Below are 21,074 nucleotides of genomic sequence, written 5' to 3'. Positions count from 1 at the left end.
TCATGTCTCAGGTCAAGCTCCTCCGGTTCTCGAGCGTCCTGGCGCTCGGTCTCACGCTCAGCGCCTGCGGCGCCGCCGATCGGCTCGCCAATGTCGGCCAGGCGCCGGCGCTCTCGCCGATCGAGGATCCGACTGCGATGAAGGGCTACAAGCCCGTGCAGATGCCGATGCCGGCGGTCGAGCATGCCTCCTTCGCGCCGAACTCGCTGTGGCGGACAGGCTCGCGCGCCTTTTTCAAGGACCAGCGCGCCCGCATGGTCGGGGATCTCGTCACGGTCAAGGTCAAGGTCACCGACCGGGCCCAACTCGACAACACCACCAAGCGCAGCCGCAAGAACGGCGAGGATTTCGGCGCGGCGAGGATCATGGGATTCGAGAACAAGCTCGACAAGTTCCTGCCGGACGGTTCCAGCGCGGGTGAGTTGCTGAAGCTCGACTCCGAGGGCTCGAGCGAAGGCTCGGGTTCGGTCCGCCGCGCCGAGCAGCTTGCCACCAATGTCGCTGCCGTGGTGACCCAAACCCTGCCGAACGGCAATCTCGTGATCGAAGGCAAGCAGGAGATCCGGGTCAATTTCGAGGTGCGCGAATTGATCGTTGCCGGTGTGATCCGGCCTGAGGACATCGAATCCGACAACACGATCGATTCAAGCAAGATTGCCCAGGCGCGCATCGCCTACGGAGGCCGCGGTCAGATCACCGATGTCCAGCAGCCTCGCTATGGCCAGCAGGTCATGGATATCCTGCTGCCCTTCTGACGGCCTTTCGAGAAACCCGGCCAGGCGAGGTACGCTCCCCGCCTTTCCCTCCCTGGCCGGCGGGCTGCTTCCTCCCGAGGCAAGCCCCTGTCCCGGATGCCAGCCACGCTCCCCAAGCTTTTACGGTTGGTATCCATTGAAACCCCGCGCCTCCCGCGCGGGGTTTCCTCCATTCCAACAAAAAGGCCTTTCGCCGGGGGCGAAAGGCCTTCTCCAGGCTTTTGATGTTGGGGAAGGTTCAGTCGTCGCGGAAAACACGTTCATTGCGCTCGTGACGCTCCTGCGCCTCCAGCGACAGTGTTGCGATCGGCCGGGCCTCGAGACGCTTGAGCGAGATCGGCTCGCCGGTCTCCTCGCAATAGCCGTAGTTGCCCTCGTCGATCCGTGCGATCGCAGCTTCGATCTTGGCGATCAGCTTGCGTTGACGGTCGCGAGCGCGCAGCTCGATCGCGCGATCGGTCTCTGATGAGGCGCGATCGGCGATATCGGGGTGATTTTCGCTCTCGCTCTGCAAGGTGACCAGCGTCTCCTTGGCTTCCTTGAGGATCTCCTCCTTCCAGGCGAGCAGCTTGCTGCGAAAGTACTCGCGCTGACGCTCGTTCATGAAGGGTTCGGCGTCGGAGGGTCGGTAGTCGGCGTCCAGGATGATCTGTTTCGACATAGGCGCGCTCTCTGAGTGTCTGTTTCCGGCGTGCCTACCGACTCTGCCTTAGTCGGGCCGCCGATTTGGCGCCCTTATAGCGAGGGAGAGAGACAGTAACAATCGCGATCGATGCAGTTTCAACCAATCTCGCGAAGTCGTTGTCATAAAAATGAAATCCGTCGTTCTCGGGGCATCTTTGCTGAGCCTATCGCAGAGACGTGAGCGCCACGGCAATGCTGTTTTCGACCTCGCGGGCGACAATCTGACGGTAATGGCTATGGTCGAAGAAATTGGAAGGCTCACGGATCAGGGGCGTGTCGCGACGCAGATCGACAAGCTTCGTTGCAGGGCGTTCGTCAGCTAGAGCCTGGAAAGCGGCCCGGCAGGCCGCCTCGGCCCGCCCTTCGGGACTGCCAGGTGCCGGCAGCGCGGTAATATGAAGCGGCGGACGCACCAGCACCACGGGAGCGCCCTTTGATTCTGCCTCAAGAAGAGCAGCGAGCGCGGTGGCCGCCGGGAAAGGTCCGGTCTCGTTACCACCACTCATATCCTGGCGCTCGAGCAACCTGCGTCGAAGCTCGGGCTTTTCGACATATCCCAGGCCGACATAGCCAGCTTCATAGTCCCAGTACCCATCCGGGCGAGCGCGGTCCGGTGCGTTCGTGATCTCGTATCGGATGCGGCGTGGCAGTTCCTCGACGATGTCGTAGCGCATCAATCCGAAGAGATACTCCGCGAAATTGCGGCTGAAGAGCCAGAACGGGAAGGGTTTGCTGACCGGCATGGCCGGGTCGGGCGTGCACCAGGTGTGGTCGACGCTGATGACCAGAGCCTTGGCCGGTTCTTGCCTATGGCGCAGGTACCAGTCGATCAGCACCAGCGTCTCCTTGGGGCCTGTCGCGGGGGCGATCAGCGAGACGAAGGGGATTCCGGTCAGCGTTTTCAGCAGGTCGGGTTTGACCAGTTGGATATGGGAATTGCCGAATATCGCTCCCGAAAATGCAGGGTCGCGGCCGCGGCTGGCGGCGGCTGTGCGCGGTCCCTGCGGACGAACACCCTGCTTCAACGACAGCGGTGAGCGCCCGCTGTCATAGGGGTCGATCAGGATGGCTGAGACGAAGAAGGCGGCCAGCAAAAGGCCTCCCGCAGTCAGCGAGACACGGATAAACCGCTGCCAGCGCATTCCTGCGGCGGGTTTGGCCTCGGCGCTGAGCCGTTCAGAACTGGAAGTAGATGAATTCATAATTGGCGTCGTCGCCGATCTTGAACAACACAAGCACGAAGAGCACTGCCGTCAGCACGGCGATCCACCGCGCCGGCGGCAGCCGGTGCACCAGGGCCCATGCGGTCGGGCCGAGCATCGCAAAGGCGGCTGCAGGCAGCAAAGCGCGCCATTTGAAGCCGGAGCCGATCGGCGCGAAGCCGAAAAGGCCCTTGTAGATCGTCAGCGCCGCCGGGAAGGAGGAGGCGCGGAACAAGACCCAGCACAGCGTCACAAAGAGCAGGGTCAGGGCCCAGCCGATCAGCGCCGGCATCGGCAGCTTGGCGCGGCGCCAGAGCAGGCAGACGATAAGGGCCACGCCATGGGCGACGCCCCAGGCGATGAAGGTGAGGCCGGCGCCATGCCAGAGGCCGCCGAGCGCCATGGTGGCGAATAGCGCCCAGATCTGGGTCGGCAGGCCTTGCCGCGAGCCGCCCATCCAGATGTAGAGGTAGTCGCGGAGGAAGCGCGACAGCGTCATGTGCCAGCGCCGCCAGAAATCCTGGATGCTGATGCTGCGATAGGGCACATCGAAATTCTGCGGCAGCACGATGCCGAAGAGTAGGGCCAGGCCGAGCGCCATGTCGGTATAGCCGGAGAAGTCGAAATAGATCTGGAAGGTGAAGGCGAGCGTGCCTTGCCACGCCTCGGCTACCGAAACGACTTGTCCGGCGGCAGCCGCGGCGAAGACGGGGTTGGCGTATTCGGCCAGTGGGTCGCCGAGCAGCACCTTCTTGGCGAGACCGGCAGTCAGGAGCATCAGCCCACGTGCGATGCGTTCGGCCGAGTCGGACCGCAAATAGGGTCGTTCGTCGAACTGATGCATGATCTCGCGCCAGCGCACCAGCGGTCCGGCCAGGACCTGCGGGAAGAAGGCGATGTAGAGCGCATAGCGCACCAGATCGTAGCGCGGCGCCTCGCCGCGCCTGAGATCGGTCAGGTACATCACGTGGTGGAAGGTAAAGAAGGAGATGCCGAGCGGAAGCGCCAGATCAAGCTTGGGGACGGGTAATCCCGGAACCATGCCTGCGAGCTCAGCGAAAAAATTGAAGTATTTGAACAGCGCCAGCACGGCGAGGTTGAGTGCGATCGCCAGCGAAATCAGGCCGCTTCGCTTGGTCTTCAGGAAGGCTTCGGCGATCCACCAGTTGAGCAGGATCGAGAAGGCGAGCAGCGGGACAAAGCGCCAGTCCCAATAGCCGTAGAAGACAAAGGACAGGAGCGCCAGAACAGGCAGCCGCAGGCTTGGCTGAAAACGCTCGACCAGCCAGTGCAGGGCCAGTGCAAGCGGCAGGAAGCCGAGCAGGAAGACGAAGGAATTGAACAGCATCGAGAGCGGGAATTCTCTTGGGGGCGAGCGCCGCCTTAGACGATTATTTCTCTGGAGTCATGCCTGCGGTCGCAAGCCAGGAGGCTGGGCGAGGAATGCTGTCGATTGGGAATGCTCGCCAGGCGCGCAGCCTTCTTCGGTCTGCAAAGTATGCGGGTGATTATTCGTCGATTTTCGAAAGCGTATATTTCTCATTGGAATAATTATAATTAATATTCGTGTGATTTCGATCTTAATGTTGTTGATGCTCCGCGAAACAGTGCTAGTCAGTCGCGCGAGCGTCGCTGCCTTGCGCTGAAACAATTGTCGTAGCCGTGTCCAAGGGACTACCTATATTCTTGCTATTGGGACTGCTCTGGTCTGCGGCCAGCGCTTCTGGTCTCGTCTCGCCCTTCCTGTTGCCGGGGCCAGCCGCGGTTGTGGAAGCGGGACGCCAGCTCATCGCCGACGGCTCCCTCGCCAGGCATGTGGCGATCAGCCTGCAGCGCGTCATCCTCGGCTACGGCCTTTCCGTCGCCAGTGCCTTGCCCCTTGCGTTGTTGTTCGGCCTGCTTCCGCGGTTGCGCGCGCTGGTCGAGCCAGCCCTCGAATTCCTGCGCCAAATTCCGCCGCTTGCGCTGCTGCCCCTGCTGATCCTGTGGCTCGGCATCGGCGAAGTGCAGAAGATCGGCGTGATCGTGCTCTCCTGCTTCTTTCCGATCTTCCTGGGGGCTCTGGGCGGGATCGCCCAGGCGGATCCGAAGCTCGTCGAGGTCGGCCGTGCCTGCGGTCTGAATCGCTTCGAGATTCTGCGCCGAATCGTACTTCCGGCTTCGCTGCCGGCCCTCGTCGTCGGTTTGCGGATCGGGCTCGGCTACAGTTGGCGGGCCTTGGTCGGAGCCGAGCTGATCGCGTCGAGTTCGGGGCTCGGTTACATGATCATCGACGCCCAGAATCTGGCGCGCACCGACATCGTTCTCGTCGGGGTCCTTGTCATTGGCGTGCTCGGCTTGATCGCCGATGCCTTGGCTCGGGCTGCTATTCGCCGCAGCGCGCCCTGGCTGCGCTCCCATCTGGAGCTCGGCCGTGTTTGAGGCGCGCAATCTCGGCATGAGCTATTCGGTGGCGGGGCGCAGCGTCGCCGCTCTTGAAGGCGTCGATCTCGATCTGCCGCGCGGCAGCTTCACCGCGATCGTCGGGCGCAGCGGCTGCGGCAAGACCACGTTGCTGCGCATCCTGGCCGGGCTTGCCGAGCCGACGTCCGGCACGTTGAATTTTGCTGGCGGCGGGCGTCCGCGCATCGGCTATGTCTTCCAGGAGCCGCGGCTGATGCCGTGGCTCAGCGTCGCGCGCAATGCCGGGTTCGGGCTCCGCGGCCGCATCCCGCAAGAGGTCATCGATCAGCGCGTCAGCGAAGCGTTGGCCCTCGTCGGGCTTTCTGGATTTGCAGAGGCGACCCCCGATCAGCTCTCGGGAGGCATGGCGCAGCGGGTCGCGATTGCCCGCGCGCTCGTCCTCGAACCGGACCTTCTGCTCATGGACGAGCCCTTTGGTGCGCTCGACGCCTTCACGCGGCGCACCATGCAGCAAGAGCTCGTCGAAATCTGGCGCAAGCGCCGGCCGACCGTCGTCTTCGTCACCCATGACGTTGAGGAGGCGGTTCTGCTCGGTGAGGCCATTGCCGAATTGTCGGCGGGCCGACTCGTCGGTCTGCGTCGCGTCGATCTTCCTTACCCGCGAGACGCCACGGATCCCGCGCTGCTCGCCCACCGCCGTGCCGTGCTCGAGCGCCTGCTCGAGACGAGCGGGCATCCTCCACAGAAGGAGATTGTGTCATGAAACTTCTGAAGCTGATTGCCCTTGCGGTCGTCGTCGCGGCTGCGCCTGCGATCTCGGTTCGTGCTGCCGACAAGCCATCGAGCGTGCGCGTCACTTATGTAGCGTCACCCTTCAACGTTCCCTCCATCATCATGCGCAAGAAGGGCTTCCTCGAAGAAACCTTCGCCGCTGCAGGCATCAACAAGGTGGAGAATCCCGAGATCACCTCGGGCGCGGCGCAGATCCAGGCGCTTGCTGCCGGTGCGGTCGATATTGCCAGCGTGCTGGGGGGAACCTCGGCCATTCTCGGGCGGGCGAACGGCGTCGACCTCAAGGTGATTGCCGCCTATTCGCGTTCGCCCAAGGCTTTCTTTGTGATGACGACGGCGAGCGGCCCTGCTTCGGTCAAGGATCTGAAGGGCAAGAGCGTGGGCGGTCCCAAGGGGACGACGCTGAACCAGCTCCTGGCGGCGGCGCTGGCCGCCAATGGCATGAAGCTCCGCGATGTCGAGTATCTCAACATGGATATTCCGGCGGCGCGGGCAGCACTTCTAGCGGGCAAGGTTGATGCGGCGACGCTGGCCGGCCCCAATGCCCTGCAAGTCGAAGCTGCCGGTGGACGTATCCTGGCGAGCGGCGAAGGCCTGATCGCTCCGACCTCGGTGATCGCGGTACGAGCCGATTTTCTTCGGAACCATCCAGACTTGGTCCAGGCCTATCTCGCGGCTCACGGCAAGGCACTCGCGTTCATGAAGGCCAACCCGGATGAAGCCCTGAAGATCGCAGCCGAGGACCAGAGGATCTCGGTCGAGGACGCGCGCAGGCAGCTGCCCTGGTATGATTTCACGCTCGCCATGACCGATGCCGATGTGAAGAATCTTGAAGCCGATCAATCCTTCATGATCGAGGCCGGCATGTTGCAGAAGACCATCGACATGGGCCGCGACCTCATCGATCCGATGGCGTTCAAACCGTGATCGACGCCATCCTCCTTGATTGCGAGCAGAGCGAGACCGGTGCCCAGGCACTCGTCACCGATCTCGCGCTCGGCCCGCGCATCGACCTCGTGCCGTTCTACGATCTCGAACGGACCGTGCTTTCCCGCACGCGCGCCCTGCTGCTCGGCCTGCATTCGGACCAGCGCTATCTTGCCTCGCGTCGGGGGCAACTCGAAGCCTTCCTGGCCGGTGGCGGCACGATCGTCGTCTGCGGCCATATCGGGCACCCATTCCTGGCCGAGCTCTCGCCGTTCCAGCCTATCCCCGGCTATCGGGTCGATGATCTTGTGGTGAACCGAGAGGCGGACCATCCGGTCTGGGCCGGCGTCGATCCCGCGGATCTCTCGAAACGGCGTGGCGTGGCGGGCTTCTATGGGCGCGGCTCCAACCCCCCACCCCCCGGTGCGCGCATCATCAACAGCCTGGGACCGAACCGGTCTCCGGTCGATTTCGATTGTCGGCCGGCGGTGGGGGGACGGTTGCTCGTCCATGCCGGCGCGGATCTGTGGGGCTATTTCGGCTCGGGCAACAGCTCGGAGCGGATCATGCCGCAGCTGTTCGACTGGATCGCCAAGCCATCGGAGGCAGCATGACACTCGCGGTGCTGGACGGTGGAACCTATTACCACCAGGAAGCAATCTACGGTGAGCGGCTCGGCGGTCGCTTCGACCGGACGATCTACGCACCTGAACTGACCGCGGCCGACCTTGCCGGCTGCGATGCCTTGATGGTGGCGGATCGCATCCATCCGGGCGTTCTGCGTGGCAAGCGCCCGATCCTCCTCGACTATCTGGTGGGTGGCGGCACGTTGATCGTACTAGGCGAGAACAGCGCCCAGCAATGGGCGCCCGGTGTCTCCTGGGAGTTCCGCCCGACCAATTTCTGGTGGTGGCTGGAGCAGGGGGCCGATCCCGGCCACCGCATTGTCGCGCCCGATCACGAACTCTTCCGCCATGTCGGGATGAAGGAGCTGGTCTGGCACTATCACGGCCTGCTGACGCCACCGCCGGGGGCGACCTCACTGGTGGACATCACGCCGGACGGCGACCCGCAGGGCAAGGGCGGCTCGATCCTCTACGACCATTGTCATGTTGGCGGTGGGGCCGGGCGCATGATCGTGACGACGCTCGACCCGTTCTACCATCATGGCAGCTTCTTCATGCCGGCGGCCTCGCGCTTTCTGGGCAAGCTGCTCGACTGGACGGATGAGGCGTTTCGAACCCCGGGTTAGCGGCCCCGGTGCGAAAGGCCCCTGCACTCCGGTCAGACCAGTTACTTGCAAAAAGATAGTAACTGGTCTAGCCGGGGTGAGCATGCAATCCAGGCCCGCTTCACTCTCCGAATGCCCTTGCGCACGGACGGTCGAAACCGTCGGCGAGTGGTGGAGCCTCCTGATCCTGCGTGATGCGTTCCAGGGGCTCACGCGCTTCGACGCGTTTCAGGCGAGTCTCGGCATTGCGCCCAATATGCTGGCCCGCCGTCTCAAGCACCTCACGGAAAGCGGCCTGTTCGAGCGGCGGCTCTATCGCGAGCGGCCAAGGCGATATGAGTACCTGCTTACTGCCAAGGGGCAGGACTTCTTCCCAGTGATTGCGGCAATGCTCGCCTGGGGCAACCGGCATCTCGCTCCCGAGGGCGTGTCCCTGCTGCTGGCAGGGCGCGATTCCGGCAAGCCGCTCGAACCGATTCTGGTCGATGCTGCCAGCGCGACGCCGATCACGTCCGATAATGTCGCTCTCATTCCCGGTCCGCGAGCCAGCGAACAGATGCGGCGGCACATTGCCGCGCAGAGAGGTTTGCGACCGCTCTCTTCCTCTCACATCGAATAGGATCTGCCGATGCGCCGCGTCGTTGTAACCGGTATGGGCGTTGTCTCGCCCCTGGGCTGTGGAACCGAACTGGCATGGTCGCGGCTGCTCGCCGGTCGTTCCGGGCTGCGGCGCCTGCCTGACAGCATTGTCGAGACCTTGCCGGCCAAGGTTGCCGGTGTCGTGCCGACGAAGGCGGAGGACGCCGAGGGTGGCTTCGATCCAGACAGCGCGATCGCTCCCAAGGATCAGCGCAAGATGGATCGCTTCATTCAGTTCGCGCTGGTCGCGGCGAAGGAGGCGCTGGAGCAGGCCGGCTGGGCGCCGGCCGATGACGTGCAGCGAGAGCGTACTGCGACGGTCATCGCCTCCGGCATTGGCGGCTTCCCAGCGATCGCCGAAGCGGTGCGCATCACCGATACGCGCGGAGTACGACGGCTTTCGCCCTTCACGATCCCGTCCTTCCTGGTCAATCTTGCGGCTGGTCATGTCTCGATCGACCACGGCTTCAAGGGGCCGATCGGTGCGCCGGTCACGGCCTGCGCCGCCGGCGTGCAGGCGATCGGCGATGCGGCTCGGCTGATCCGGGCGGGAGAGGCCGATATTGCGCTCTGCGGCGGCGCCGAGGCCTGCATCGATCTTGTCGCGCTTGGTGGCTTCGCTGCGGCGCGTGCTCTCTCGACCGGCTTCAATGACGAGCCCGAGCGCGCCTCACGCCCCTTCGACCGGGACCGAGACGGCTTCGTCATGGGCGAGGGGGCCGGCATGCTGGTGATCGAGGCATTGGAGCATGCGCAGGCGCGGGGCGCTACGCCTCTGGCTGAGATCACCGGCTATGGCACCAGCGCCGATGCCTATCACATCACGTCAGGTCCGGAAGACGGTTCGGGTGCGCGGCGGGCCATGGAGATCGCCCTCAAACAGACCGGTCTGCAGCCGGCCGATATCCGTCATCTCAACGCGCATTCGACCTCGACACCGGTTGGCGACCGAGGCGAATTGGCTGCGATCCGGGCCCTCTTCGGTTCGGAGCGCAGCATCGCGATCAGCGCCACCAAATCGGCGACGGGCCACTTGCTCGGCGCTGCCGGCGGCCTGGAAGCGATCTTCACGATCCTGGCGCTGCGTGACCAGATCGCTCCGCCGACGCTCAACCTCGACAATCCGGATGAGGATGCGGCCGGGCTCGATCTCGTGGCTAGGCAAGCACGACCGCTCCAGATGGAGCATGCTATCTCGAACGGTTTCGGCTTTGGCGGAGTGAATGCGAGCGTGGTGTTCAGGCGCTGCAGTGAGCAGCCGCAATGAGGTCAACCGGAGGGCCTTCAACCTGCAAAGTAGGTGTCCCACATGAGGTTTCGGAAGAGGAGACCCGGATCGTAATGGCGCTTGCGTTGCAAGACCTGGGTCAGCTGCGGGTATAGCCGCTCCAACTGATCCGGCCGGGCATGCAGACGGTAGGGCAGGTAGAAACTACCGCCGACCGAAGCTGCAAGATCGATCAAGTTTTCGCTCAGGCGAAGCATGTCTGCCTCGCCCTCCGGCGTCATCTCCTGTGAGAAGGACATCACCGCGGCTATGCGGTTCGTGGCCGCATAGCTGAGCAGGCTGATTTCGTCCTTCAGGACATAGCGGAGTGTGACATTCAAGAACTCTGCCTGCGCCTTTGGGATGATATTCCGGCAGCCCGCGACGAATTCGCCGAAACGTTCGGGCGGCACGAAATATTCATGCAGAATGTCAGTTCTATGCCGGTCGTGCCCCTGCAAGTTGGCCACGGCCTGATTCATCAGGGCATTGCGCGTGGCTGTGCCAGAGGAGATTTTCTGACCGACCATAGTCTCGGCGAACCAGCGCGTCTGCTTTGCGGATTCCGATCCGATTTGCGCGCGGTAGACGCCACGCATGACTTTCGAAAGCGGATGCGTACGCGGGGCTGCCGGCAGGCCTGTCGGTGGTGTCGGTACGGGACGAAAGGTGACGAGCAGAGCCTCATCGAAGAAGCCGCGTTTGGCCACGCTCAGTCGGCCGTACATCATTCGTACGGCTGGATCCTTCTCGATGGCGCCGACGAAGCGGGCAGCGAATTCGCTCGTTGGCATCACCTCTTGGCGCGGAGCCAGAAGCAGGTTTTCCACCATGTCCAATTCAAGATCGAGAATGACCCCGAAAAGTCCATAGCCGCCCATCGCGAGAGTAAAGAGCTCGGCATTCTCCGTACGCGAGCAAGTCACGATCGAGCCGTCCGCCAGCATCATACGAAAGGAGCGTACCGTCGAGCCGAACGGCCCATACGGCGCTGGCCAGCCATGGGCGTTGACGCAGAAGGTGGCCGCGACGCCGAAATCACTGTTCGACTGCATGACCGCTGGCGAAAAGCCAATTTTGTCAAGATGTGCGATGACCTCGAACCAACGCGTGCCAGCATGAACGCTTGCGGTTCTCGCCGCTCGATCGACTTCACAGAAGTCACGATTGAACGTCATCGCCGAGCCGTTGCGGGGCAAGCTCTGGCCACCCATCGAATGACGAGCCGCCCCGACGCAGACGGGGCGCTTGGCTGCGGCAGCGTCCTTTAACTCGCGCCGGAGCTGCGCAAGGAAGTCGGTCTCCGCTTCGGCTTTCGTGATCCAATGCCTGAACACGGGAACAGTGTTCAGGCGGCTCGCATCGTTGAGCACCTCGCGAGACCGCGCTGCCGACGTTGTCGGCACGAATGCTGAGGCGGCACCAGCGGCAGCGCCGGAAAGGAACGCTCTGCGGGTCGGCTCGCGCATCGATTGCCCTTGAACCGGCGGGTCGAGCGTCAGCTCACAGCGGAATATTGTCGTGCTTGCGCCAGGGCCGCTCGATGCTCTTGGTCCTGAGCATGGCCAGGGCCCGGGCGATCCGGCGACGGGTCGAGTGCGGCATGATCACCTCGTCGACATAGCCGCGCTCGGCGGCGACGAAGGGCGACATGAAGCGGTCCTCATATTCCTTGGTCTGGCGGGCGATGGTCTCGGCATCGCCGCCGCGGAAGATGATCTCGACCGCGCCCTTGGCGCCCATCACCGCGATCTGCGCTGTCGGCCAGGCATAGTTGACGTCGGCGCCGATATGTTTTGAGGCCATCACGTCATAGGCGCCGCCAAAGGCCTTGCGGGTGATGACCGTGACCAGCGGCACGGTGCATTCGCTATAGGCGAAGAGCAGTTTTGCGCCGTGCTTGATCAACCCACCATATTCCTGCGCTGTGCCCGGCAGGAAACCCGGCACGTCGACGAAGGTGACGATGGGAATCTCGAAGGCGTCGCAATAGCGCACGAAGCGGGCCGCCTTGCGGCTGGCATCGGAATCGAGCACGCCTGCCAGCACCATGGGCTGGTTGGCGACGACACCGACGGTGCGGCCCTCGATGCGGCCGAATCCGGTGACGATATTGCCGGCATAGGCCGCCTGGATCTCGAAGAAGTCGCCCTCGTCGAGCGTCTTCAGGATCAGTTCCTTGATGTCATAGGGCTTGTTCGGATTGTCCGGCACGAGCGTGTCGAGGCTCATGTCGACGCGGTCAGGCACATCGAAGCTCGGCCATTCCGGGACGCCGACCGTGTTGTTGGCCGGCAGGAAGTCGATCAGCCGGCGCACCTGCAGCAGCGCCTCGACATCGTTCTCGAAGGAGCCGTCGGCCACCGAGGATTTTGAGGTGTGGACCTTGGCCCCGCCCAGCTCCTCGGACGTAACGGTCTCGTTGGTGACGGTCTTCACCACCTCCGGGCCGGTGACGAACATGTAGCTGGTGTCGCGGACCATGAAGATGAAGTCGGTCATGGCCGGGGAATAGACGTCGCCGCCAGCGCAGGGGCCCATGATCACCGAGATCTGGGGAATGACGCCCGAGGCTGTGACATTGCGCTTGAAGACCTCGCCATAGCCGCCGAGTGCCGCGACGCCTTCCTGGATGCGGGCGCCGCCGGCATCGAACAGGCCGACGATCGGGGCCCGCATCTTCAGCGCCATGTCCTGGATCTTGGTGATCTTCTGGGCATGTGTTTCGGAGAGTGAGCCGCCGAAGACGGTGAAGTCCTTGGAGAAGACGAAGACGGTACGGCCATTGACCGTGCCCCAGCCGGTGACGACGCCGTCGCCCGGGATCTTCTCACCCTTCTCCATGCCGAAATCCACGCAGCGGTGCTGCACGAACATGTCGAATTCTTCGAAAGAGCCGTGATCGAGCAGGAGTTCGATACGCTCGCGAGCGGTCAGCTTGCCACGCTTGTGCTGCGCCTCGATGCGCCTGTCGCCGCCGCCCTTGCGCGCGCCCTCGCGGCGGGATTCGAGCTGCTCGAGAATGTCCTTCATGGAAATGCCCCGTCGCCGGTCAGAACGCCTGCGTTCCGGCTTAAGCGGCGAAGGCCGTGCTGTCCATCAGCCGTTCGTTCGGGCTTGCGTTATCCGTGTTGGAGCAGAAGCACGGCCGCTGCGAATTCCTGGCGGCGGATCGTCCGCCGGTCCGCGGCATCCTCATCCTGTCCCCAGATCTCGATCTGATAGTCCTCGTCGAGATGGGCGGCAGTCCATGCCTGTTCTTCGTCCAGCCGCCCGTCGGCGAGAGCCAGCATGAGAATGGCCGAGCCTGAAAGGGTCATCACATTATGCGCTCCGGCGAGCGCCAGAGGCGCAGAAAGTTCGGCAACACGCCGGGCGACGGCGTCGAGCAAGTCGGCCGGCTGCGCGGCAAACATCACGCCCTCAGTGACGGCGAAGCGTGCGCCGAGGGCGGTCTCGGTGCCAGCGATGACCGGGTCCCAGACATCACGCTGGCGCTCGACCAGATTGTCCGGTTCGCTGGCGCGATAGCAGAGCGCGTCGCTGCCGGCATAGCGTACGATCTCGGCACGCACGGCCTCATGCTGGTCGGACACGCCATCGAGCGCGGAATTGACCAGTCGTGTCAGCGGCATGATGGCGGGATCGATCCGCTCGCCCTGTGCCTGCCATTCCGCGGCGAGCGCCTCGGCGACCGGGCGCGAGGTGATGGCCAATGGATTCCGGGCGGGGGTCCGCGCCGTCCTGCCATCGAGCGCGACATGGAAGAGCCCGTCGCGTTCGAGCACACTCGCGGTTTCGTAGAAGCGCTTGGGCAGGGCGTTGCGCATCGCGCTTTGCGCCGCGGCAACGGGATCGGGCTGAGGCGTGCCCGGCGCACCGAACCGCTGGAGAAATGCATCTGTCGACATGCGGTCCCCATAGCGCATTCGGCGCAGGCGGGAAACGGTCCCGGCGGCGGTTGACGTCAGGAGGAGCGTGCTCTAAACGCCCGTCCTCCCGCGCCTATGCGCGCGGAAATGATCGTGTTGGGGAATTTCATGTTTGAGAGTGCGGGAACCCGGTGACGTTTCGCTTCGGCGGGACGTGATGCAGCGCCGGGTCTGAAATGCAGCATTCGATGCCTGCATGAGGCTCAGGCGCTTGTCATGGTTTCATGCACAGGCTCTACAAACATGAATATCTCCAGGGGCGAGCAGCGCGTGCTGCACGTGCTGGCCCAGGGCGGGCATATCCGCCACCATCGCGGCGATGATGGCCGCATCCACCATGTCGACTGCTTCACACACGAGGGCTACGTGCTGACCAACTGCACGCTCGAGCTTTTCGGGAGCCTCAGGCGCAAGCGGATGATCGAATCGAGGCAGGGGCGGCCCTATCGCATCTCGCGACGGGGCCGGCTTGCAGTGCGGTCGCAGGCCGACAACCGGTAAGACCAAGGGAAGGGCCCGTCATGGGCCCTTCCGCTCTTGCGAGAAGCGAGGACGCAACATGATCATCCGCGATGAGCAACCCGCTGATATTCCCGCAATCCGGGTGCTTATTACCAACGCCTTCAAGGACGTTTCCCACAGCAGCCAGACGGAGGCCGCGATCGTCGATGGCTTGCGTGGGGCCGATGCGCTGGCGCTGTCCCTTGTCGCTGCCGATGGCGGCGCGCTCCTCGGTCATATTGCCTTCTCTCCGGTCACGATCGGCGGGCAGGGGCTTGGCTGGTTCGGTCTCGGGCCCCTGGCTGTTCGGCCGGACATGCAGGGGAGAGGCATAGGGCAGGCTCTTGCGCGCGCCGGGCTCGACAGGCTGAAAGCGGTCGGCGCGAAGGGCTGTGTCCTGCTGGGGGCGCCGGGATACTATGGTCGCTTCGGTTTCGCTGTCGAGTCGCAACTCTGGCTTGCCGATGTGCCTAAAGAGTATTTCCAGGTGCTTGGTTTTGGCGGGCCGCTACCGGCGGGCGAAGTCCGCTACGACGCGGCGTTCGAATCAGGCGAACCCTGAGGAAAGAGAGCCCGGGCTTGCGGCTGCGCCTGCGTCAGAATCAGGTTGCCCGGATTCGACCCAGGAACTGCGCGACCTCGGTGTCGAGATGCGCGGATTGGGCGGCCAGCCTGTTGGCGGATTCGGCCACGAAGGCCGCTGCCTGACCGGCTTCTGCTGCCACCTTGCTGACGAACTCGATATTGCCGGAGGTCGCGATGGTCTCGTGTGCTGCAGCCTCGATGTTGCGGGCAATTCCCGAGGTGGCTGCGTTCTGCTGTTCGACGACGGTCGCGACTGCCGCTGAAACCTCATTGAGCGAGCCGATCGTCGTGTTCATCGTGTCGATGGCGCGGATGGTTTCACCGCTCGAGTTGCGGATCGCTTCGATCTGGCGCTGGGTATCTTCTGTCGCCAGCGAGGTCTGGTGGGCCAGCGCCTTGACCTCCTGAGCAACGACCGCAAAGCCACTGCTGGAATGACCGAAGCGAGCAGCTTCGATTGCGGCATTGAGGGCCAGGAGATTTGTCTGCGCCGCAATCGTCGAGATCATGCCGACGATGGTGCCGACATTATCTGCCTTCTTCGAAAGCTCATTGACCGTCGTCAACACGGTCTGCGCGTTTTGCGTGGTTGAGCCGACGATACGCGTGGTTTCGGCAACCTGCTTGTCTATTTCCCTGATCGAGGCCGCAAGCTCGCTGGTCGCCTGCGTCACGGCGATTACATTCGAAGAGGTGTGAAGCGATGAGGCCGCGGCGGCCTTCGAGCGTTCCGCGACTTGTGTGGTGCCGCTCATCATCTGCTGGGCGGCGGCACTGACTGTTTGTACGGACGAGATCACATCCCGCGCGATGCCGGCGATCTTGCTCTCAAAGTCGCTGGCGATCGCGAACAGGATCGTTCGCCGCTCGGTGGCTGCCCGCTCCGTCGTCGTTGCAACTTCGTGCCGGGCTTCCTCAGCGGCGAGCTGCGCGGTGGTTGCTGCCTGTCGTTCGTGTTCGGAGGCGATGAAGGCGGCGCGGAGCGAGTGGACGATCGAACCGAGGGCTGCGGCCTGAACCGCGACGATCACCGCATGGAGGAACACACGACCGAGACTGCCGCCATTCGGGAAGACGGCGGCCGGATTGATCGCGCTCAGAAGTCCGTGGTGGGCTGCAACCGCAAGCGTTGTCGGCACGAAGACGCGCCAGTCGAGCCAGCCGGAGAGCACGGCGAGCATGGCGAAAAAGTACATATGAATGTCGGCCTGATAAGGGTGGCCGCTGAACGCGTAGACCAGAAGCATCACCTGTCCCATGGTGGCGACAGAGGTGACCTGGCGGGCGAGCCAGTTCGTCCCATCGAGCCACCATGCCAGCGTTCCCAGGCTGGCAAGCCCGACGTCGGCTGCGAGGAGAAGTTCGAAATTATCGTGGTCGGTCAAGCCGCTGGTCAGCGCGAGAAGCACGACATTTGCCCAGAGCACGCCAATCAGCACATAGGCGAACTGCGCTCTGAGTTGTTCGACATTCTTCATGTACGGCGCCTCCCAGAGCGGTTCACGCAAAGTCTGGCCAACTCCGCGCTGGCCACGAGCCAGGCGCCCGAGCGATAGAGTTCCACGGTGTAGTCGGGGCGGTCGCTGATGCTGAGGACGAGGGAGGGTGTCTCTCCGAACTCGAGCAGGCGCCCGCCCGCCTGCTCGATGGCTGCTGCTGCTTCGGCCGCTGTGGTGCCCGGAGGAAAATAGGACGCGACCGGTCGGCCGGATATTGGCCATGCTGCCGCGAGGAGCGCAACCAGCGCCGTGGCGAGACCAAACGTGGCGCCAAAGGCGATCTCACGCATGCTGCACCCTGTATCGGTGATCGCGCAAGCGGCGCGAAGCGGTCAGCGAAGATAGGGCCGTGCAACTACACGCGAATGATGCGGAGTCTTGCCTTTCCGGGTGGTAAACGCCGCCGGAGCGGAGCGAGCGTCAGGTCCCGAACCTGTCGCGCCAGGCGGGCTTGGTTCCGGCAAAGGGAAGGGCGGTTGCAGCGTGGACGCCGCGCGCGACGGCTCGAGCGAGGACGTCGGCCGCGGTCGCGCAGAGTTCTGCCAGGGCGAAGGCATCGGACGGCGCGCCGCCATGACCGGTCGCCGCCGCAAAGACGATGTCGCCGTCAAGCGGTGCATGGACCGGCCTGAGCGCCCGGGCCAGGCCATCATGCGCCGCAAGCGCCAGCCGTTTCGCCTGCGATTTGGTGAGTGCGGCGTCGGTCGCGACGAGCGCGATCGTGGTGTTCTGTCCGGCCCCGCCCTTGAAGCGCAGCCTGAGATCATCGGGCGAGATCAGGGAAGGCCAGCCCAGGCCGCCGAACTCACTTTCGCGCTCGTAGGGTGCGGCCCAAAAGCAAGGTCCGTCGCCGATCGTGGCACTGCCAACGGCGTTGACGGCGACGAGCGCGCCCACGATCTGACCGGTAGCGGCGCGCGCGCTGGCCGAGCCGAGTCCCCCCTTGAGCGTGGCTGTGGTCGCACCGTAGCCGGCGCCGGCGCTTCCGAGAGCAAAGTCAGTGCCGACAGTCGCGGCTGCCGTCTGTGCCAGCGTCCGATAGGGCGCCTCTGCGCCATTGCCCTTGGCCCAGCCCTTGTCGCCGCCATTGAGGAGATCGAACAGAATCGCCTGCGGCACGATCGGCACGCGCATGCCGCCGACCGGGAAGCCGCGACCGTTGGCGGCAAGCGTTGCCATGACTCCGTCTGCCGCTGCCAGCCCCCAGGCGGAGCCACCGGAGAGCACGATGGCGTCGACATGCTCGACTGTCATTTCCGGTTCCAGCAATGCGGTATCACGGGTGCCGGGACCGCCGCCGAGAATGGCGACCGAGGCTACGGTCGGGCGGTCGAACAGAGCGACGGTGACGCCGGTCGCTGCGGCAAGGTCCTGGGCTTGCCCGACGAGCAGGCCGCGGACATCGGTGATCAGGTTGCGCATCACGAGGAATGACACCGGGGAGAGCTGGCGGGAACTTCGCGCTCGCTGGCGCGTCATCGCTACATTACGATCTTTTCATCCTTGCGCCATCGCAGGGTCAGGGGCGCGAGGTCAGCCTTGCCATGATCGCGAACCGGCTTCGAGACCCGCCAGCGACCTGACCTTGTCGATACGACAAACGGAGACCCAGGATGAAACGCATCGCACTTATCGCAGCTTCGTCGGCAGCCGCTCTGGCTGCGACGTTCGCGGTCGCGCAGCCTCAGCCGGTTCCGCCCGCCAGCGGCTCCGGATCCTCGCGCGACATGACACAGCAGGAGCGTACCGACCAGCGCGACCAGCGCCGCACCGAGCAGATGGAAGCCCGCATGAAGGAGCGGCTCGAACGCGCGCAGACCCGCATGACTGAGCGCTTTGCCAAATTGCGCACCGACATGAAGCTCAAACCCGAGCAGGTCCCGTTGTTCGATGCGGTCGAGAACACGGTGAAGAAGGGCATGGAGCAGCGTCGCCAAGGTTTCGCGGCGATGCGCGAGCAGCGTGAGAATTTCCGCCATGCCGATATCATGGAGCGCCTGGACGCAATGGCCAGCCGCCAGGCCGCACGTGCCACGCGCAGCAAGGAACTCGCGGATGCTGTTCGTCCGCTCTGGTCTACCCTGAGCGACGAGCAGAAGACCGTGGCGCGCCGGGCTGTGCGCGAAGCATTCTCCGAGGGGCGCGCCCGCATGGAGCGGATGCGGGAGAACATGCGCGATCGCTGGCAGGATCGACGCGGCGGCCGGGATCACGACGGTGACGATCGCGGCTCGCGTCGCGGCCGCTACCACAGCGACGACGACGACAACAACTGATCGCGGCGCAATCACCTTCACGAGGCGGCTCCTTGGAGCCGCCTTTTTCCGTGCTGCAGTCGGTGGGAGCGGTCCGGCTGACGATGCGGAAGAGCTGGGCCACGAAGGTTGACGCGCCCGCGGTCATGAAAAACGAGAGTTTACCATAATCCTTCAAATTGAGTTCATTTTTGAGCGCCTAGAGTCTTCTCAGTAACTCTCGTGAGAGGGGCGTCTCATGATGGCTCAATCGTCCACCTGGCTGATGAGAATTTTCATCGCCTTCGTTTTCATACTCTGCCTGTTCGGCCCGTATGGTCTTTCGATCCTGATCGGCTGCGTCGGGCTCTGCTGCTATTTCTTTCGCGACGAGGTCGGTTCGCATCTCTGACGAGAGATAATCCGGCGGCAGCGCAGCCATGTTGGCGTGCGCGATAGAGGGGGCGGCTTCTGCGGGCCGCCCCTTTTGCTGTTTTGCTCAGGCCCTGTGGCCAATCCTGCAACTCTGATCCGGAGCCTGTGGTGCTCCCCTGTTTCAATACCGGGGGCTCAAACATGTTGATCCCGCGTAAGGTTGAGATAGCTTCCATGCGGGATCTGGGCGGGGTTTGGGGCAACGCATGAGAGACGCCGTGGTTCTTCGCCTTCTTGCCTCGGTGGGGCTGATCTCCCTGTCCTTGTTCTGTCCCGCGCTCGGCCGCGCCGAGGAGGTGCTTCCGGCGTTCCAGGCGGATTTCGAGACGGCGTGCATCGGCGCCGAGGACTGGAAGATTTCGTCACTGCTTGATAAATCCGTCCGCGCCGATCGCATTCGATGCGTCGGGGAACGGGGCCTTGAAGACGGTGGGCGCGTCCTCAGCGTGACCGTCAAGCCGGGCGATGCCTATGATCCCGATCCTGGCTCTTCGGCAACGGAGCGCGCCGAGATCCAGATGACGCGCGAGCTCATCCGCTTCGAGACGACGACCTGGTACAGTTTTCAGTTTCGCGTCGAGGCCCCGTGGCTGACGCGAAAGAACCGCACCGTCATCCAACAGATCAAGCAGAATATCGATCCGCGCTACGAGAAGGGCAGGGGCGGAGAAGAGATCTGCGATCCCGGCAATCCGCTCTTCAAGATCGAGGTGGATTCGGACGGCAAGACCCCGGTCTTCCGCGCCAAGGTTGCCGGCACCGAGACATGCGGCGACAGCGTCGGGCAGGTCCATTTCTGCGGGGACTGGCCCATCGCGCCGGGAGGCTGGCACCGGGTCAATGTTTCGATACGGCCGAGCCAGAAGGCCGGTGAGAGCCATCTGCAGCTCTGGCTCGACGGGCGCGGCTGCCCCGCCTATCGCGGCGTACTCGGATATCCGCGCTACGGCATGACGAAGGCAGGCAAGCCGGTCATCGACGCGCAGCCGCGCTTCGGCATTTATCGCGATGCACTGCCCGATGTCTCGCAGACCATCCAGTTCAATGACATCGCCTTCTGGACCCGGAGCCCCGCCGGCCATCCGGCGTGGAGCGGTATCGATATCGCGCCGGATTGAGGCGCTGCTTGGGGAAGCCGTCTGATGGGCGGTCCAATGTGTCGTGCTCCCCCGTCTGGGTAGCAAGATGCACCTACCGAGGGCTCAAATTGAAAAGGGCGGCTCCGAAGAGCCGCCCTTTTCTGATTCCGATCGGAGCTTCGCAGCCCGAGCCTGCAATGCAGGATCAGCGCGAGTAGAACTCGATGACCAGGTTCGGTTCCATCTGCACCGCGTAGGGCACGTCCGACAGGGTCGGGGTGCGGGTGTAGGTGGCCGAGAACTTGGTGTGGTCGGCATCGATGTAGTCCGGCACGTCGCGCTCGGCGAGCGCAGCCGATTCGATCACGATGGCGAGCTGGCGGGAGGATTCCTTCACCGCGATCACGTCACCCGGCTTGACCTGGTAGGACGCGATGTTGACGCGCTTGCCATTGACCGTGACGTGGCCATGGTTGACGAACTGGCGAGCAGCAAACACCGTCGGGACGAACTTGGCGCGGTAGATCACCGCGTCGAGACGGCGCTCGAGCAGGCCGACGAGGTTCTCGCCCGAGTCGCCCTTCAGTCGGATCGCCTCGGCGTAGTAACGGCGGAACTGCTTCTCGGAGATCGAGCCGTAGTAGCCCTTCAGCTTCTGCTTGGCGCGCAGCTGCGTGCCGAAGTCCGACGGCTTGCCCTTGCGGCGCTGGCCGTGCTGGCCGGGGCCGTACTCACGACGGTTGACCGGGGACTTCGGGCGGCCCCAGATGTTCTGACCGAGGCGGCGGTCAATCTTGTATTTCGCCTCATGACGCTTCGACATATCGCGTGTCCTCTTGGTTCGCGAGTTGAGGACCGCGCCCTCCTGTCCCCGTTACCAGGGCGACAGATCCGGCTCTCGACGAGCGG

The 21,074-nt window shown here is 63.8% G+C and carries 23 protein-coding genes; 13 read left to right on the top strand and 10 right to left on the bottom strand.

The genetic code is table 11. The features are described 5' to 3' along the window. Positions 1-2 precede the first annotated feature (2 nt). Positions 3-755: a flagellar basal body L-ring protein FlgH gene (gene flgH / locus AB4099_RS00745; RefSeq protein ID WP_113514027.1), complete on the top strand. Its 753-nt coding sequence runs from the start codon at positions 3-5 to the stop codon at positions 753-755. Positions 756-993: 238 nt separating this feature from the next. Here flgH and dksA read toward each other — a convergent pair whose 3' ends face one another. The 3 genes from dksA to AB4099_RS00730 form a co-directional block, all read right to left on the bottom strand. After that, the gene (gene dksA / locus AB4099_RS00740; protein ID WP_043237690.1) at positions 994-1,416 is read right to left on the bottom strand and encodes an RNA polymerase-binding protein DksA; all 423 of its coding nucleotides are present in this window, start codon (positions 1,414-1,416) and stop codon (positions 994-996) included. A gap of 187 nt (positions 1,417-1,603) precedes the next feature. Beyond that, positions 1,604-2,641 carry a hypothetical protein gene (locus tag AB4099_RS00735; protein WP_162768065.1) on the bottom strand — a complete coding sequence of 346 codons (1,038 nt, stop codon included), beginning with the start codon at positions 2,639-2,641 and terminating at the stop codon, positions 1,604-1,606. Beyond that, the gene (locus tag AB4099_RS00730) at positions 2,616-3,989 is read right to left on the bottom strand and encodes an MBOAT family O-acyltransferase (protein WP_441476696.1); all 1,374 of its coding nucleotides are present in this window, start codon (positions 3,987-3,989) and stop codon (positions 2,616-2,618) included. Before AB4099_RS00730 ends, AB4099_RS00735 begins: the two co-directional genes overlap by 26 nt. A gap of 338 nt (positions 3,990-4,327) precedes the next feature. Here AB4099_RS00730 and AB4099_RS00725 point away from each other — a divergent pair, with 338 nt between their 5' ends. The 7 genes from AB4099_RS00725 to fabF all read left to right on the top strand — a co-directional run bounded on the left by AB4099_RS00725 (position 4,328) and on the right by fabF (position 9,900). Then, on the top strand, positions 4,328-5,062 hold the full coding sequence (locus AB4099_RS00725; protein WP_441476695.1) for an ABC transporter permease: 735 nt from the start codon (positions 4,328-4,330) through the stop codon (positions 5,060-5,062). Further along, positions 5,055-5,807: an ABC transporter ATP-binding protein gene (locus AB4099_RS00720; RefSeq protein WP_441476694.1), complete on the top strand. Its 753-nt coding sequence runs from the start codon at positions 5,055-5,057 to the stop codon at positions 5,805-5,807. Before AB4099_RS00725 ends, AB4099_RS00720 begins: the two co-directional genes overlap by 8 nt. After that, positions 5,804-6,763, top strand: coding sequence for an ABC transporter substrate-binding protein (locus AB4099_RS00715; protein ID WP_441476693.1), 960 nt, complete (start codon positions 5,804-5,806; stop codon positions 6,761-6,763). The genes AB4099_RS00720 and AB4099_RS00715 overlap by 4 nt, the downstream gene beginning before the upstream one ends. Beyond that, positions 6,760-7,377 (top strand): hypothetical protein, encoded by a 618-nt coding sequence (locus AB4099_RS00710; RefSeq protein ID WP_441476692.1) that lies wholly within the window; start codon positions 6,760-6,762, stop codon positions 7,375-7,377. Before AB4099_RS00715 ends, AB4099_RS00710 begins: the two co-directional genes overlap by 4 nt. Continuing rightward, a complete protein-coding gene (locus AB4099_RS00705; RefSeq protein WP_441476691.1) occupies positions 7,374-8,015 on the top strand; it encodes a hypothetical protein in 642 nt (213 codons plus the stop codon). Before AB4099_RS00710 ends, AB4099_RS00705 begins: the two co-directional genes overlap by 4 nt. Positions 8,016-8,097: 82 nt before the next feature. Then, the gene (locus AB4099_RS00700) at positions 8,098-8,613 is read left to right on the top strand and encodes a winged helix-turn-helix transcriptional regulator (RefSeq protein ID WP_113513497.1); all 516 of its coding nucleotides are present in this window, start codon (positions 8,098-8,100) and stop codon (positions 8,611-8,613) included. A 9-nt stretch (positions 8,614-8,622) separates the two neighbouring features. Further along, the gene (gene fabF / locus AB4099_RS00695) at positions 8,623-9,900 is read left to right on the top strand and encodes a beta-ketoacyl-ACP synthase II (RefSeq protein ID WP_441476690.1); all 1,278 of its coding nucleotides are present in this window, start codon (positions 8,623-8,625) and stop codon (positions 9,898-9,900) included. A gap of 17 nt (positions 9,901-9,917) precedes the next feature. On the opposite strand, the gene AB4099_RS00690 is transcribed toward fabF, so the two are convergent. The 3 genes from AB4099_RS00690 to AB4099_RS00680 form a co-directional block, all read right to left on the bottom strand. Continuing rightward, on the bottom strand, positions 9,918-11,369 hold the full coding sequence (locus tag AB4099_RS00690) for an FAD-binding oxidoreductase (RefSeq protein ID WP_441476689.1): 1,452 nt from the start codon (positions 11,367-11,369) through the stop codon (positions 9,918-9,920). Between the two features lie 34 nt (positions 11,370-11,403). Continuing rightward, the gene (locus AB4099_RS00685) at positions 11,404-12,933 is read right to left on the bottom strand and encodes an acyl-CoA carboxylase subunit beta (protein ID WP_113513494.1); all 1,530 of its coding nucleotides are present in this window, start codon (positions 12,931-12,933) and stop codon (positions 11,404-11,406) included. 89 nt (positions 12,934-13,022) lie between these two features. Continuing rightward, positions 13,023-13,811: an ATP12 family chaperone protein gene (locus AB4099_RS00680; protein ID WP_441476688.1), complete on the bottom strand. Its 789-nt coding sequence runs from the start codon at positions 13,809-13,811 to the stop codon at positions 13,023-13,025. A 264-nt stretch (positions 13,812-14,075) separates the two neighbouring features. Here AB4099_RS00680 and AB4099_RS00675 point away from each other — a divergent pair, with 264 nt between their 5' ends. Together AB4099_RS00675 and AB4099_RS00670 are read left to right on the top strand one after the other, a co-directional pair. Continuing rightward, entirely contained in the window at positions 14,076-14,333 is a 258-nt protein-coding gene (locus AB4099_RS00675) for a YjhX family toxin (RefSeq protein WP_113513492.1), read from the top strand. A 58-nt stretch (positions 14,334-14,391) separates the two neighbouring features. Beyond that, positions 14,392-14,895, top strand: coding sequence for a GNAT family N-acetyltransferase (locus AB4099_RS00670; protein WP_441476687.1), 504 nt, complete (start codon positions 14,392-14,394; stop codon positions 14,893-14,895). Between the two features lie 40 nt (positions 14,896-14,935). On the opposite strand, the gene AB4099_RS00665 is transcribed toward AB4099_RS00670, so the two are convergent. The 3 genes from AB4099_RS00665 to AB4099_RS00655 all read right to left on the bottom strand — a co-directional run bounded on the left by AB4099_RS00665 (position 14,936) and on the right by AB4099_RS00655 (position 17,839). Further along, the gene (locus AB4099_RS00665; protein ID WP_441476686.1) at positions 14,936-16,396 is read right to left on the bottom strand and encodes a methyl-accepting chemotaxis protein; all 1,461 of its coding nucleotides are present in this window, start codon (positions 16,394-16,396) and stop codon (positions 14,936-14,938) included. Beyond that, entirely contained in the window at positions 16,393-16,707 is a 315-nt protein-coding gene (locus tag AB4099_RS00660; protein WP_441476685.1) for a hypothetical protein, read from the bottom strand. The genes AB4099_RS00665 and AB4099_RS00660 overlap by 4 nt, the downstream gene beginning before the upstream one ends. 130 nt (positions 16,708-16,837) lie before the next feature. Beyond that, positions 16,838-17,839: a P1 family peptidase gene (locus tag AB4099_RS00655; RefSeq protein WP_441477649.1), complete on the bottom strand. Its 1,002-nt coding sequence runs from the start codon at positions 17,837-17,839 to the stop codon at positions 16,838-16,840. A gap of 368 nt (positions 17,840-18,207) precedes the next feature. On the opposite strand from AB4099_RS00655, the gene AB4099_RS00650 reads away from it, so the two are divergent. The 3 genes from AB4099_RS00650 (at position 18,208) to AB4099_RS00640 (ending at position 20,204) form a co-directional block, all read left to right on the top strand. After that, positions 18,208-18,693: a Spy/CpxP family protein refolding chaperone gene (locus AB4099_RS00650; RefSeq protein WP_162768062.1), complete on the top strand. Its 486-nt coding sequence runs from the start codon at positions 18,208-18,210 to the stop codon at positions 18,691-18,693. A 217-nt stretch (positions 18,694-18,910) separates the two neighbouring features. After that, positions 18,911-19,063, top strand: coding sequence for a hypothetical protein (locus AB4099_RS00645; protein WP_441476684.1), 153 nt, complete (start codon positions 18,911-18,913; stop codon positions 19,061-19,063). 241 nt (positions 19,064-19,304) lie between these two features. Next, complete coding sequence (locus tag AB4099_RS00640; RefSeq protein WP_441476683.1) at positions 19,305-20,204, top strand: heparin lyase I family protein; 900 nt, start codon at positions 19,305-19,307, stop codon at positions 20,202-20,204. Between the two features lie 166 nt (positions 20,205-20,370). Here AB4099_RS00640 and rpsD read toward each other — a convergent pair whose 3' ends face one another. Then, positions 20,371-20,988 carry a 30S ribosomal protein S4 gene (gene rpsD, locus AB4099_RS00635; protein WP_043237713.1) on the bottom strand — a complete coding sequence of 206 codons (618 nt, stop codon included), beginning with the start codon at positions 20,986-20,988 and terminating at the stop codon, positions 20,371-20,373. Positions 20,989-21,074: the final 86 nt, after the last annotated feature.

The organism is Allobosea sp. 2KB_26 (assembly GCF_052115715.1).
GTDB lineage: Bacteria > Pseudomonadota > Alphaproteobacteria > Rhizobiales > Beijerinckiaceae > Allobosea.
The sequence above is the reverse complement of the archived record's forward strand: the minus strand, read 5'-3'. Positions and strand labels throughout refer to the sequence as shown.